Origin of the sequence: Pseudomonas thivervalensis (assembly GCF_001269655.1) — a bacterium.
Classification (GTDB): domain Bacteria; phylum Pseudomonadota; class Gammaproteobacteria; order Pseudomonadales; family Pseudomonadaceae; genus Aquipseudomonas; species Aquipseudomonas thivervalensis.
In genome coordinates this window covers 377,204-390,309 of sequence record NZ_LHVE01000007.1, presented here as the reverse complement: position 1 = coordinate 390,309, position 13,106 = coordinate 377,204, and the positions used below count along the sequence as shown (strand labels likewise).

16 protein-coding genes are annotated in these 13,106 nt (G+C 60.5%); 9 read left to right on the top strand and 7 right to left on the bottom strand.

Annotated elements, in window-relative coordinates; translation table 11 throughout:
- Nucleotides 1–200 precede the first annotated feature (200 nt).
- Together AD659_RS09570 and AD659_RS09565 are read left to right on the top strand one after the other, a co-directional pair.
- Nucleotides 201–1,094 (top strand): sensor histidine kinase, encoded by an 894-nt coding sequence (locus AD659_RS09570; protein ID WP_053120549.1) that lies wholly within the window; start codon nt 201–203, stop codon nt 1,092–1,094.
- Nucleotides 1,091–1,750 (top strand): response regulator, encoded by a 660-nt coding sequence (locus AD659_RS09565; protein ID WP_053120547.1) that lies wholly within the window; start codon nt 1,091–1,093, stop codon nt 1,748–1,750. Before AD659_RS09570 ends, AD659_RS09565 begins: the two co-directional genes overlap by 4 nt.
- On the opposite strand, the gene yegS is transcribed toward AD659_RS09565, so the two are convergent.
- Nucleotides 1,734–2,651 carry a lipid kinase YegS gene (yegS, locus tag AD659_RS09560; RefSeq protein ID WP_053120545.1) on the bottom strand — a complete coding sequence of 306 codons (918 nt, stop codon included), beginning with the start codon at nt 2,649–2,651 and terminating at the stop codon, nt 1,734–1,736. The two genes, AD659_RS09565 and yegS, sit on opposite strands and share 17 nt — an antisense overlap.
- A gap of 316 nt (nt 2,652–2,967) precedes the next feature.
- On the opposite strand from yegS, the gene AD659_RS30160 reads away from it, so the two are divergent.
- On the top strand, nt 2,968–3,276 hold the full coding sequence (locus tag AD659_RS30160) for a hypothetical protein (protein ID WP_231987729.1): 309 nt from the start codon (nt 2,968–2,970) through the stop codon (nt 3,274–3,276).
- Nucleotides 3,277–3,335: 59 nt separating this feature from the next.
- Here AD659_RS30160 and AD659_RS09550 read toward each other — a convergent pair whose 3' ends face one another.
- A complete protein-coding gene (locus tag AD659_RS09550; RefSeq protein ID WP_162277322.1) occupies nt 3,336–4,523 on the bottom strand; it encodes a molybdopterin molybdotransferase MoeA in 1,188 nt (395 codons plus the stop codon).
- A gap of 22 nt (nt 4,524–4,545) precedes the next feature.
- Nucleotides 4,546–5,085: a molybdenum cofactor biosynthesis protein B gene (moaB, locus tag AD659_RS09545; RefSeq protein WP_053120541.1), complete on the bottom strand. Its 540-nt coding sequence runs from the start codon at nt 5,083–5,085 to the stop codon at nt 4,546–4,548.
- A 78-nt stretch (nt 5,086–5,163) separates the two neighbouring features.
- Here moaB and mobA point away from each other — a divergent pair, with 78 nt between their 5' ends.
- Entirely contained in the window at nt 5,164–5,766 is a 603-nt protein-coding gene (gene mobA / locus AD659_RS09540; RefSeq protein ID WP_053120539.1) for a molybdenum cofactor guanylyltransferase MobA, read from the top strand.
- A gap of 75 nt (nt 5,767–5,841) precedes the next feature.
- Nucleotides 5,842–6,063 (top strand): YgdI/YgdR family lipoprotein, encoded by a 222-nt coding sequence (locus AD659_RS09535; protein ID WP_003199454.1) that lies wholly within the window; start codon nt 5,842–5,844, stop codon nt 6,061–6,063.
- 875 nt (nt 6,064–6,938) lie between these two features.
- Here the strand turns inward: AD659_RS09535 and AD659_RS09530 are convergent.
- The 3 genes from AD659_RS09530 to AD659_RS09520 form a co-directional block, all read right to left on the bottom strand.
- Complete coding sequence (locus AD659_RS09530; protein ID WP_053120537.1) at nt 6,939–7,829, bottom strand: pseudouridine synthase; 891 nt, start codon at nt 7,827–7,829, stop codon at nt 6,939–6,941.
- A 72-nt stretch (nt 7,830–7,901) separates the two neighbouring features.
- Nucleotides 7,902–8,219: a hypothetical protein gene (locus AD659_RS09525; RefSeq protein ID WP_053120535.1), complete on the bottom strand. Its 318-nt coding sequence runs from the start codon at nt 8,217–8,219 to the stop codon at nt 7,902–7,904.
- A gap of 92 nt (nt 8,220–8,311) precedes the next feature.
- Entirely contained in the window at nt 8,312–8,548 is a 237-nt protein-coding gene (locus AD659_RS09520; protein WP_053120533.1) for a glutaredoxin family protein, read from the bottom strand.
- A 188-nt stretch (nt 8,549–8,736) separates the two neighbouring features.
- On the opposite strand from AD659_RS09520, the gene AD659_RS09515 reads away from it, so the two are divergent.
- Nucleotides 8,737–10,449 carry a cation:proton antiporter gene (locus AD659_RS09515; RefSeq protein ID WP_053120529.1) on the top strand — a complete coding sequence of 571 codons (1,713 nt, stop codon included), beginning with the start codon at nt 8,737–8,739 and terminating at the stop codon, nt 10,447–10,449.
- Here AD659_RS09515 and AD659_RS09510 read toward each other — a convergent pair.
- The gene (locus AD659_RS09510; protein ID WP_053121352.1) at nt 10,446–11,654 is read right to left on the bottom strand and encodes an ammonium transporter; all 1,209 of its coding nucleotides are present in this window, start codon (nt 11,652–11,654) and stop codon (nt 10,446–10,448) included. The genes AD659_RS09515 and AD659_RS09510 overlap by 4 nt on opposite strands.
- 340 nt (nt 11,655–11,994) lie before the next feature.
- Here AD659_RS09510 and AD659_RS09505 point away from each other — a divergent pair, with 340 nt between their 5' ends.
- The 3 genes from AD659_RS09505 to AD659_RS09495 are packed head-to-tail and all read left to right on the top strand — an operon-like array spanning nt 11,995 to nt 13,033.
- Nucleotides 11,995–12,309: an ElaB/YgaM/YqjD family protein gene (locus tag AD659_RS09505; protein WP_053120528.1), complete on the top strand. Its 315-nt coding sequence runs from the start codon at nt 11,995–11,997 to the stop codon at nt 12,307–12,309.
- Nucleotides 12,310–12,311: 2 nt separating this feature from the next.
- Nucleotides 12,312–12,701 (top strand): phage holin family protein, encoded by a 390-nt coding sequence (locus AD659_RS09500; RefSeq protein WP_053120525.1) that lies wholly within the window; start codon nt 12,312–12,314, stop codon nt 12,699–12,701.
- Entirely contained in the window at nt 12,698–13,033 is a 336-nt protein-coding gene (locus tag AD659_RS09495) for a hypothetical protein (RefSeq protein ID WP_053120523.1), read from the top strand. Before AD659_RS09500 ends, AD659_RS09495 begins: the two co-directional genes overlap by 4 nt.
- Nucleotides 13,034–13,106: the final 73 nt, after the last annotated feature.

The following is a 13,106-nucleotide window of genomic DNA, read 5'->3' as shown; positions in this document are numbered from 1 at the left end:
ATCCCAGCATGTTCACGGCGCCATGCCGAACGCGACCAACGATAGGTGAAGTGGTACTATCTCCCGCGTCAGCCACTTCAAGACAGCGCCGTCAAAGCCGCCAACCGAAGCTGCCTTCGACCTGAAACGTTTACCCGACCCGGCCTGTCAGATGCGCTGACCAGCCTGCCCGCAGCGAACATTCATTGGCTCCATCCGCTATGCACGCCAGCCTCAAGTCATTCATCACCTGGCCTCCTTCCCGAGAAAACGCCCGTCGCTTCACATTATTGTTGTGCATCTGCTCGACGCTCGGCTGCCTGCTGACCTACCTGTTCGCCCATACGGTCCCATTGAGCCTACTGGCACTGAATGTCGCGGCCATGACCTGCGTCTGGATCCACCATCGCTTGTCGCGAAAATCCATCAAGTTCCAACCCCAGGAACTGGCCGACCGGTTACTTGAGGTCCAGGAAAATGAACGCCATCGGCTCAGCCGCGAATTGCACGACGACATTGGCCAGTTGCTGACCGCGGCGAAGCTGCAAAGCGAATGGCTCAAGCGGCGGATGCCGGAGGAATTGCAAGGCCAGTGCACGCTCCTGTGCGAGACCCTGGACGAAACCCTGAACAAGGTCCGTGATGTATCGGCGATCCTCAACCCCAGGGAATTGACCAGCCTCGGGCTTGAAGCCAGCCTGCGGGCGCACCTGCTCAAGACATTGGCCAATGCCCCGGTGAATTGGAGCCTCGATTGCCAACAACGCATGACGGGCATCCCGGAGGAAATGTCAGTCGCGGTGTTCCGGATCACCCAGGAAGCCGTCACCAATATCTTGCGCCATGCCCGGGCGACGAACCTGCTGGTGCGCCTGCAGCGCCTGCCCGACGGCCTGACCCTGCTGATCAGCGACGATGGCCAGGGGTTCGTCCCGGCGAGCCACCCCGCTCGCGAAGGTCAACGGGGCATGGCCGGCATGTCGGAGCGGGTCGAACAATTGGGTGGCACCCTCAAGATCATCAGCGAGGCCGGCAAAGGCACGCACATCGAAGCGCGCTTTCCCTGGGCACCGCGTGCCCTGGAACGAGCCAGTAAGAATAAGGTTTTCCTTTGATTTGTAATTTGCTTCTGGTAGATGACCACTCGCTGATCAGGGCCGGCGTACGCGCCCTGGTCATGGATATCCCAGGCTATGCCGTCATCGGCGAAGCCAATGACGGCACGCAACTGGTGGAGCTGGTGGAGCGGCTGAACCCTGATATCGTGCTACTGGACATTTCCATGAAGGACACCAGCGGCCTGGACGCCTTGCAGCAGCTCAAGCGAGTGCGCCCCCACAGCAAGGTGTTGATCCTGTCGATGCATACGGATCCGTCGCTGATCATGCAGGCGCTGGAATCCGGAGCCCATGGGTACCTGCTCAAGGACACCACCGCCACCGAGCTGAAACATGCCCTGGAGGCGCTGCGCGACAACGAACGCTACCTGAGTCCGGCCATCGCCCACACCGTGATCAATCAGGCGCTGACCCGCGCCCAGAAACATCAGCCGGACCCTGCCCATGCCCACAACCTGACCGCGCGCCAGCTGGAAATATTGCGGCTGATCGTGCGCGGCAAGTCCACCCGGGAAATTGCCAACGGCCTGAACCTGAGCATCAAGACCGTGGAAACCCACCGGGCGCAAGTCATGAAGCGCCTGCAAATCCATGATGTGGCCGGCCTGGTGCTGTTCGCGGTGCGCGAGCAGATCATCAGCCTGGACGACTGAGCACCGTCGTCCCCTTCAACAGAGGCGAATCGGACGGCAGGTGCACTTGCAGTGCCTTCGGACGAACGGTGAAACGCAAAGTGTCGACCTGCAACGGTTCGCCATCGAGATTGATGTCCAGGCCCTGCGCGACCTTGATCTCCACCCATGGCAAGCGCGCGCGGACAAACATGTTGTCGATGCCCAGGCCGCCCGCCAGCAGGTCCTTCAACGTACTGACCACTTCCTGGGGCGCCGGCAGGATGCTGATGTCCAGCAAGCCATCATCCGCCAACGCCTCCGGACACAACACATGGCCTCCCCCCGCCTGCCGGCCATTGCCGATGCCCAGCGCGAGCAAATCGCCCTGCCAGTGAAAATCGGGGCCTTGCAACTCGCCGTAGGCGGCACTCAGCTCACTGAACCGCGACAGCCCCGTAAACAGGTACGCCGCGCCGCCCAAAACTTTCTTGAGGTCCTCTGAAGTGTTCGCCGTCACTTGGCTGCCGAAGCCGCCGGTGGCCATGTTCAGGAAAATCCGCCCGCCGACTTCGCCCACATCAACGGCCTGTGGCGCAACGTCCAACAAATCCAGGGCCTGGGCAGGTTCCAACGGAACACCGGCCGCCCGGGCGAAATCGTTGGCCGTGCCCAGCGGCAACAGTACCAGGCTGGCATCGCTCGACTTGAGGGCGATCGCTTCGGCAATATCGCGCAAGGTCCCATCACCGCCGCCGGCGATCAGTCGTGTATAACCGGCGTCCAGCGCTTCATCGACGTATCGCTGGGCATCGCCGGCTTCCCAGGTCAACCGTACCGCCAGCTCCCAGCCCTGTTCGCGCTTGAGCATCACTGCCGAGCGAACCTCTTCGTTGAGCGCTTGCTTGCCATGCAGAATCAACAGCGCCTTGCCTTTGCTCATCGTGGTCTCCGTCATTGGAAGGTTCAGGAATGGGACCGCTCATTCGCCCGAAAAAGCCCGATGCACCTCAAATTATTAAAAGAAGCAGGACGGCTTCCCTGATCGACACGCCGTGATTCGAAGAGTTTTCTTACAAGACCTGGCGAATCAGCTCAATTGACCCTCTAGCGGTATTGAGACACCGTGGCCTTATGTTTGCTGGACCGCTAAAACCCTCATCACACAAGGAAGCATTTTCCCATGGATGGATACGTCACGGCCCGCTGGGGCCTGATCAGTCGCTCGAACAGTTATGGTCAAGGGGATGGACCGTCCCATGCATAACCGTGAATACAAGCTGTCGCCCCGGCAGCACGCGTCCTTTGGGAGCGGGCGGGCCGATACTCGAAACGAATGCAAAAGTTGCAGTAGTCCCGCTGGAGGAATTGATTTGGAACCGCGCGTCGTTGAACTGGAAACCCACCTCAAGTACATCCGCAAGGATATGGATGAAATTCGCACCGACGTAAAGGTGATCCGCCACAGGCTGGCCTATTCGGCTGGCGCCGCGGCGGTGGTGCTCGGTCTGCTGGGCTGGATTGCCAACAATCGATTCGATCAACTGGTGATGCTGCTCACGCGATGAAGGCGAGGCGCACAAAGGCCCGAGCGTCCAACTCGGGCCGGAGAACACCGGCATGCGTGCTAGCCCAGGACTTCGCTCAAGGGGATAAAGCCCACTTCGTCACCCTCTACCAGCGTCTGTCCCTCGAGCACCTCGACCAACCCTTCGGCCCAGGCCGCGCTACGCAGGACACCCGAGCTTTGGTTCCGGTAGATGATCGCTCGACCATTCTCCATGCGGCCTCGCAGGTATTCTCGGCGACTGCCCGCCTTCGACCAGGCGAAACCGGCCGGCACCTTGAACTTGAGCGGCGTCACCGACTGAACGCCTTGGCGCCTCAATAGGTAAGGCCGTGCCAGCAGTGCGAACGTCACGAGGGTCGAAGCGGGGTTTCCAGGCAGGCCTATGACTGGCACACCACGGTAATGCCCGAACGTCAGCGGCTTACCCGGTTTGATGGCGAGTTTCCACAGCGCCAGCTCGCCGTCCTCGCGCAAGGCAACGCCCAGGAAGTCCGCCTCCCCCACCGACACACCTCCGGTGGACAGGATCAGATCGACATCCGACAACTGTGCCAGGCGCTCGCGGGTGGCCGATAAATCGTCGGGCAGGATACCCCCGTCAACCACCTCATAACCCAGGCGTTGCAGCCAGCCACACAGGAGCACGCGGTTGCTGTTATAGATCTGGCCAGGACCCAACGCCTGACCGGGCTCGACCAGTTCATCTCCCGTGGAGAGGACGGCGACGCGGACCTTGCGCACCACGTCCAGCGATGCACAGCCCAAGGATGCCGCCAAGCCCAGCTCGATCGGCCCCAGGCGAGTACCGGCAGAAAGGACTTGCTCGCCAACGGTGGTCTCCTGTCCTTGAGGACGAATGTTCTGCCCACTGACCATCGGCTCGGTAAACCGCACTCGCTGGTCGCTTTCAACCACGGCGTTTTCCTGCATCTCGACGCAATCGGCGCCGGCAGGGACTGGCGCCCCCGTGAAGATCCGCGCACAGGTACCAACGGCCAACGGCTCCGGCGCCTGCCCGGCGAAAATTCGCTGGCTGACCACCAACGGCTCGCCGTTCCAGTCCGCCAGCCGCAAGGCGTAGCCGTCCATGGCGCTGTTGGGCCATGGCGGCAAATCAAGGGACGACACCAGATCCTCGGCAAGCACGCGCCCTGAGGCCGCGGCCAAAGGCAAATGCTCGCGCTGAACAATCGGCGTGGCCGCCGCCATCTCGAGCAGCCGCTCCAACGCCACCTCAACGGCCATCAAGGCGCCCGCCTTGCCCGGTTTACCCACGGGATTCACAAGGAGCAGCCTGTTTCAAATGGGCCACGAAGTTGCACGGCCGATGTCGCACATCCAATTGTTCAGCCAGGATCCCATCCCATCCCGTACGCACCGCGTTGGTCGACCCTGGCAGGCAACATACCAGCGTGCCATTGGCCAGGCCCGCCAGCGCGCGGGACTGCACAGTGGAAGTGCCGATGTCGGCCACGGATATCTGCCGGAACAACTCGCCAAACCCATCGACCTGCTTGTCCAGCAGACACGTGACGGCTTCCGGCGTGCTGTCACGCCCCGTGAAACCGGTGCCGCCGGTGATCAGCACCACTTGCACCACGTCTTCGGCAATCCAGGTCGCGACTTGCGCCCGGATCTTGTACAAATCATCTTTGAGCAGGACCCGCGCCGCCAGGTTGTGGCCGGCCGCCGTGAGCCGATCGACGAAGACCTGCCCGGACGTATCGGTTTCCAGAGTACGGGTGTCACTGACTGTCAGCACCGCGATATTGAGCGGCACGAAAGGTACATCAGCCTTGGCTTTCATAGGCTCGTCCAGTTGTGGAGAAAACAGCCCGGTGTTATATCACAGCGCTTCATTTTTTCGCCCGTGCGGAGACACGTCATGACCTCGAACACGCCGCTGCCATCCTGCTCCATTCTGCTCTTGGCGGGTGGGCGCGGGCAACGCATGGGCGGCCAGGACAAAGGCCTGGTGCAGTGGCAAGGCGAACCGCTGATTGCCCATCTCCATCGTCAGACCCGCGCGATGAGTGATGACCTGATCATTTCCTGCAACCGTAATGCGCAACGTTATGCACCGTATGCCGATCAGTTGGTGCATGACGAGGAAGGCGACTTTCCCGGGCCACTGGCGGGCATCCGGGCAGGCCTCAAGGCAGCGAGGCACCCGTATGTGCTGGTGCTGCCGTGCGACGTACCGCAAATCGACGCCAGCCTGCTCGACAACATGCGCAGAACGGCCAGCCAGTACCCCGACCAACCGTTGATGGTGCGGCACGGCGAGCATTGGGAACCGCTGCTGTGTGTCATCCCGTTGGCCCTGGCCGCGAGCTTCGAAAAAGCTTGGAGCGAAGGCGAACGCAGCCCCGGTCGGATCATGCGCGCGCTACACGCCGTTGCCTTGCAATGCCCTGCCGACGATCCGCGGCTGGCCAATCTGAACACCCCGGAGTTACTGGCCCAACATAAAGGCGTGTCAGATTGACACTAGCCAGGAACTTGCGCGCAATGTATACGTCTGAAGGTCAGTAACTTGAAGAATCCATTTCGGAGAAACACCATGACACAACGGACCCTCGCCACGTTCATGCTCGCTCTGGGCCTCGCCACCCTTGCCGGGTGCGCTTCGCCAACAGTGATCACCTTGAATGACGGTCGCGAAATCCAGGCCGTCGATACCCCTCATTACGATGAAGAAAGCGGCTTCTACGAATTCGAGCAACTGGATGGCAAGCAGACTCGCGTGAACAAGGATCAGGTTCGTACCGTTAAGGATTTGTAATCTGTAACGCTGCTGCCAGATAGCTGGAAAACCGGCGCTTCCTGAAGAGGGAAGCGCCGGTTTTTTTTTGGGTTTGGGTTTGGGTTTTGGGTGTATATCCGTTGCTGCGGTAACGGCTGCTTAGGGTTCCGCCCTGACGGCGGGTCACTTTTGAAAAGCGCAAAAGTAACCAAAACGCTTCTGCCCCACCACTCGGTGCCTCGCTAGGGCTCGGCATGCCTGAACGAAGGCATTGCTCCGTGGGCCCGCCGCGCAATACCTTCGTTCAGCCAGCGTGGTTAACGGGGCCCCTGAGATCAAGGTCCGCCACGAGGCGGCCTGATAGCCGACCTGGCTCTGGGTGATCGCGTTTCTCCTGTGGGAGCGGACTTGCTCGCGAAGGCGGTGAGTCAGTTTTCGGTGATGTTGGAGGTGCCGGCGTCATCGCGAGCAAGCTCGCTCCCACAGGGGGGTTAGGTGCACATGAATTTTGTATTCGCTGAAGATCCAGTGTGGGAGCGAGCTTGCTCGCGATAGCGGTGGCTCAGCCACATAGATGCCGGCATATGCCCCGCTCTTGCTCTGCTCTTGCTTTGGATCTTGATCTTGATCTTGAGGCCCCGTTAAACCACGCTGGCCGAACGCAGGCATTGTGGAGTGGGCATCCCGGCATGGATGCCGGGATAGCCGCGCTGGGCCATGGATGGCCCTTCGCGGCGGGCCCACGGAGCAATGCCGGAGTGAGGGCATGCCGAGCCTAGGCGAGGCACCAAGTGGTGGGGCAAAAGCGTTTTGGTTACTTTTGCGCTCTTCAAAAGTGACCCGCTGTAAGAGCGGAACCATAAGCCGCCGTTACCTAAATAACGGATATACACACCATCCCCTGAACAAAAAAACTACCACTGCAACGAAATATCGCTCTCGAACACCCGCGCCTGACCCGTAACCGGATCAACAAAACGCAACCCCTGAGCCAGCAGCTTTAGCGGATTCGAGTAATCATCCTCAACATCCCGAAGCACATCAGGATAAAACGGATCGTTGCAAATCCCCGCCCCCAAGGCATTCATGTGCACCCGCAACTGATGCTTCTTACCCGTAACCGGATACAAACCATAACGCCACAACTCGCCATTGCGTTCCAACACTTCGATGGCCGTTTCGGTATTCGGCTCGCCCGGCCCTTCCTGCATTCGGAAGAACGGTTCGCCATCGATCATCCGGCTCTTATGCACCCGGGGAAAGGTCAACCCAGGCAATGCACGGGCAATGGCCTGGTAGCGCTTCTCGATTTGCCGTGTCGGAAACAGTGACTGGTACGCCGAACGGGTTTGCGGGTTGGCGGAAAACAACACCAGCCCGGCCGTGTGTCGATCGATGCGGTGCAGGGGCACCAGATGCGGATTGTCCAGCCGCCGGATCAGCCGTCGCAACAAAGTCTGCTCGACATATTCGCCCGCCGGTGTGACAGGCAGAAAATGCGGTTTGTCTGCCACCACCAGATGCTCGTCGGCATACAGGATCGACTCCACCACCGGGATCGGCTTCTCGTCGGGTACTTCGCGGAAGTAGTGAATGCGCAGGCCTTCGCGGTACGGCAAGTCGACAGGGATGGCCTTGCCCTCCCCGTCCAATACCCGGCCCCGGGCGATCCGGTCCAGCCACTGTTCACGACTGATGGTGCTGAAATGCTCACACAGACACTCCACCACCGTCGACCAGGAGCCGGGCGGCAGATACAGCGTACTGGCCTGATGATGAGCGGCGGAAAACGATGAACCGGACATTAAAAACTCTTGGGCATTTTTGCAGGCTGGCATTATCCGACAGTCACATCCACCAGCCCAGCAATGATTGCTTCACGCCGTGGCTGGCGCCGGTTTGGCCGCTTCGGTGAACTCCTTCAACCAGCGCAGCACTTCCACCGCCTCCCAGCGACCTGGATCGTATAGCGCGTACAGCAAACCCTGGTAACCCACCACATCCAACTGCTTGTGGTAGCCGGCACGCTGGAACAACGCTTCGATCTCGGCGAAACAGGTGTTGAAATGAAGTTTATTGAACGGTGTCTTGCCTTCGGTCACCAAGCCATCCAGGCGCAACTCCAGGACCGCCTCACGCACAACGTCCGCGGACATCCTGTTTACGCTGCTTTTCAGTTGTTCGACATTGACCAAGGGGAAGCACTCCAGATAGCTGTATGCACATACAGTAACCGAAGCACGCTACTTTCGCCAACCACAGTGTCAGGAACTGACGGACGAGCCGCTCAACGGAGGAATGTCACGATCTGTTCGGCCCCGAAGGGCCAGTCCAGCTCCGCCCCATTATCGGTCCTGCGCAGGACCGGGATACGTAACTCATAGGCGTCGAAAAAGGTCTCGTTCTCAGCGATATCCACCAGTTCCACCAACAATCCATGTTCGACGAAAGGCATCAGTTCAGCTTCGGCGACTTCACAAAGATGACACCCCAGGGTGCCGAACAACTGGCATTCAGGAAGCATGGCGGGTAGACCCAAAAAAGATAGACGGTCATTCTAGGCCCGCCTCGGAAAACCGTCGAGTCGCTGGCTCGCTTCAGGGTGTTTCGGTAAAACGCTGATGCAAATCACTGAACGCAAATGCTTTTCCAGCGACGCTTGTCGTGTTTTTCCCTCTACGCTGTGCGTTGTACCTTGAAACGGAGTTCCCCTTGTTTGCCAACCTGCTGATCATCCTCGCCTCGTCCCTGGTGGTCATCGCCCTGTTCAGGCGGCTGCGCCTGCCACCCGTGCTGGGTTATCTCTGCGTCGGGCTGGCAGTCGGGCCTACCGCACTGGACTGGGTCAACGACAGCGAAGAACTGCCCGACCTGGCCGAGCTCGGGGTGGTGTTCCTGTTGTTTTCGTTGGGGCTGGAGTTTTCCCTGTCGAAAATGCTCGAACTGCGTCGGGTCGTGTTCGGCCTCGGCAGCCTGCAGGTGCTGTGTTCAGGGGTGCTACTGGCGGGATTGCTGGCCGCATGCGGAGCGCCAGCGATCGCCGCGTTGCTGCTCGGTGCGGGATTGGCCTTGTCCTCCACCGCCATTGTCAGCAAGGAATTGACCAGCCTGGGCGAGATCTTCAGCAGCCACGGCCAGAACGCCATCGGCGTATTGTTGTTCCAGGACGTTGTCGCGGTACTCCTGTTGACCTTGGTGCCGGTCTTCGCCGGCAGCAGCGAGCATCCGTGGTATTGGGCGCTGCCCCTGACCCTGGGCAAGACCCTGGTGTTGTTCGGAGGCCTGCTGCTGGCCAGCCGATGGCTGCTGCCACGGCTGTTCCATGAAGTGGCGGCGTCCCGCTCCGCAGAACTGTTCGTGCTGCTGGCCCTGGTCATCGTGCTGCTGACGGCGTGGCTGACCCACCTGCTCGGTTTGTCGCCGGCCCTGGGCGCTTTCCTGGCGGGCATGCTGTTGGGGGAAAGTCACTACCGGCATCAGATCGAAGCCGACATACGCCCGTTCCGCGACATCCTGTTGGGGCTGTTCTTCGTCAGCATCGGCATGCTGATCGATCTGCAACTGTTCCTCGATGACGGCCTGCTGATCCTGGGATTGACCCTTGGCTTGATGCTCATCAAGGGCTGCGTGGTCGCCGTCCTGGTGAAATGGCGCGGCAGCGACGGTGAAACCGCCTGGCGCAGTGGCCTGGCCCTGGCCCAGGGCGGCGAATTCTGTTTTGCCTTGATGGCGCTGATGCAGCAAAACCGTCTCATGCCCGCCGATATCAGCGGCCTGCTGCTGGCCGCGACGTTCTGCTCGATGCTGTTGACCCCGCTGTTGCTACGCGCGGCGCCACGCATCGCCGCGCGCCTGCATCGCAAACCCAACGAAGAAGCGCAACTGGACCAGATCAGCGCACTCAATGCCGGGCTGTCGAATCATGTGGTGATTTGCGGCTACGGGCGCGTCGGCCAGTCCATCGGACGTTTCCTGCGTCGCGAAGGCCAGGCATTCGTCGCCCTGGACGACGACCCGGTGATCATCCAGGAAGCCACCGTCGGGGAAAACTGCGTGCATTATGGGGATTCGCGACGAGGTGACCTGCTCGCCGCCGTTGGCTTGAGCCGCGCCCGGCTATTGGTGATTGCGGTGGACAAGACCGACATCGCCATCACCGTGCTCAAGGCGGCCCGGCAGGTCAACCAACAGGTGCCGATCCTGGTGCGCACCCGTGACGATAGCCAACTGGCCGAGTTGCAGGCCGCCGGGGCCAGCGAAGTGGTCCCGGAGCTGTTGGAATCGAGCCTGATGCTGGCCTCCCACGCCCTGATCATGCTTGGCCTGCCCGAGCAGCAGGTCCGGCATCATGTGGATCAGGTCCGTCACGACCGCTACCGCCTGCTACACGGCTTTTATCCCGGCAACCAGGACAAGGAGCCTTAGTCCTGGCTGACCGCGCCGATCTTGTGAATCGACAGGTCGGCGCCGTAATACTCTTCTTCCTGGGTCAGGCGCAGCCCCAGCACGATCTTGATAGCGCCATAGACCGCGAAGCCGCCGGCCAAGGCAACGACAACGCCCAGCGCCGTGCCGATCAACTGGCTGACCAGGCTGACCCCACCCAGGCCACCCAGGGCACTCTGGCCAAAGATGCCACAGGCAATACCGCCCCAGACCCCGCACAGCCCATGCAGTGGCCAGACGCCGAGCACATCGTCGATTTTCCATTTGCCCTGGGCCGCCATGAAACACCAGACAAACAAGGCTCCGGCAATGGCTCCGGTGGCCAACGCACCGACCGGGTGCATCAGGTCAGAACCGGCACAGACCGCCACCAGCCCAGCCAGCGGGCCGTTGTGCAGGAAACCTGGGTCATTGCGCCCGACAATCAATGCCGCCACGGTACCGCCCACCATGGCCATCAACGAATTGACCGCCACCAGCCCACTCACCCCAGGCAAGGTCTGGGCACTCATCACGTTGAAACCGAACCAGCCGACAATCAGGATCCACGAGCCCAAAGCCAGGAATGGAATGCTCGAAGGCGCGAACGCCACCAGGCGACCGTCCCGGTAGCGGCCATTACGCGGGCCGAGCAAGAGCACGGCGGCGAGTGCCAGCCAGCCGCCCATGGCATGCACCACCACGGAACCGGCGAAATCATGGAAACTGGCGCCGAACCGGGCTTGCAGCCAGGCCTGCAGGCCGAAATTGCCGTTCCAGACCAAGCCTTCGAAGAACGGATAGACAAACGCCACGATCAGCACCGTGGCGCACAACTGCGGGGCGAACCGCGCACGTTCGGCAATACCGCCGGAAATGATCGCCGGGATCGCAGCGGCAAAGGTCAACAGGAAGAAGAACTTCACCAGGCTGTAGCCATGATCGGTGCTGAGCACCGCGGCCGGTTGCAGGAAGGTCACGCCGTAGGAAATCCAATAGCCTACAAAGAAATAAGCCAAGGTCGAGACCGCGAAATCGCTGAGGATTTTCGACAGCGCATTGACCTGGTTCTTTTGCCGGACCGTCCCCACTTCAAGGAACGCAAAGCCGGCATGCATGGCCAGGACCATGACTGCGCCGAGCAGGATGAACAGCGTGTTGGAGCTGTGGACCAGACTGTCCACGGCACTTTGCATATTTTCCATGGTGTTGGCAGACCCGAAAAAGTTGAAAAAAGCACCAAACCGGTTCGCCTGCCTCTGCGAACGCACCAAATTGAAACGATCCATTTGCCGATCAATGGCCAATGAACCGCTTTGGTGCGCCAGAACAGGCAAAACGAAGTCCCGCTTCGAGATGCTTTGCGGTTTTTGATTATTTGGATCAAGGTTTTGCGGGCTTGCGCCCAGCTTCAGCGCACTGGCGCAGGCTGACGCACCAGTACATGGCAGAAGCCTGAGCAAAAGTTGTACCAGTCACTTGCACTGAACCTTCCGGCAAGGCTCATACTCGAACCTTTCAGACGTCACCTACGGAGATTCACCGATGGCCAGAACCCAGGCAAAGACTGCTCAAGAAATCCTGATGGAAGATTTCCAGACGCTGGTCAGCGACACGGAGCGGTTGCTCGATCACACCGCGACGCTGGCAGGCGATCAAGCTGATGTACTGCGCAGCCAGATCCATGAAACCCTGCTGCGCGCCCGCGAAACGCTCAAGCTGACCGAAGACTCCATGCGCGAACGCGGCCAGGCCGCAGTAGCCGCCACGGAGGAATACGTACAGGCCAACCCTTGGCAATCCGTGGGCATTGCCGCTGGCGTTGGCTTCCTGATCGGTCTGCTGGCGACACGGCGCTGATCATGGGTATAGACGAATCCGGCTCGCCCGAATCGGGCACACAACCTACCGCGCGCCGCCTGGGCGCGGCGTTTCTTGGCTTGCTGCACAGCCACGTCGAATTGTTCGGCATGGAGTTGCAGGAACAGAAGGCACGCACCGTCAGCCTCCTGCTGTTTGCCGGCCTAGCGTTGGTGTTCGGCTTGCTGCTGTTGGTCGGACTTTCGGCGCTGGTGCTGATCCTGGTATGGGACACCTATCGTCTGTCGGGCATTATCGGCCTGTGCCTGTTTTACCTGTTGGCAGCCCTGTTCTGCGGCTTGCGGCTCAAGGCAGCGATCTACGACGAGTCCTCCCCTTTCAACGCCACTCTCGAAGAACTGGCCAATGACCGGGAGCGCCTGCTGCCATGAGCCTGCCTGATATCCCTCAAGCCCGGACACGACAGGAAATGCGCAAGGCACTGGTGCGCCTGCGCATGGAAATGCATCGCCAGGAAATCCGCCAGGAGACGCGCCAGTTGCTGCAACCCTTGCATCGGGTGCGCGGCTTGACGCAAAGCTGGCACGAAGGTTTCGGCATCAAGCATGCGCCACTGTGGGGCGTGGCGGCGGTGTCCCTGCTTGGCTTCCTCACCGGCAAACGGACCCGCCGTGGTGGCGGCGGTGGCGTAACAGGCTTGATCCGCCTGGCAACGACGTTGCTGCCGTTGATCAAACTGGCCAAGACCCTGCGCAAACCCTGAAGACCTGCACACCGTGGCGAGGGAGCTTGCTCCCGCTTGAGTGCGAAGCAATCACAAAAATAGGCCTGCTTCG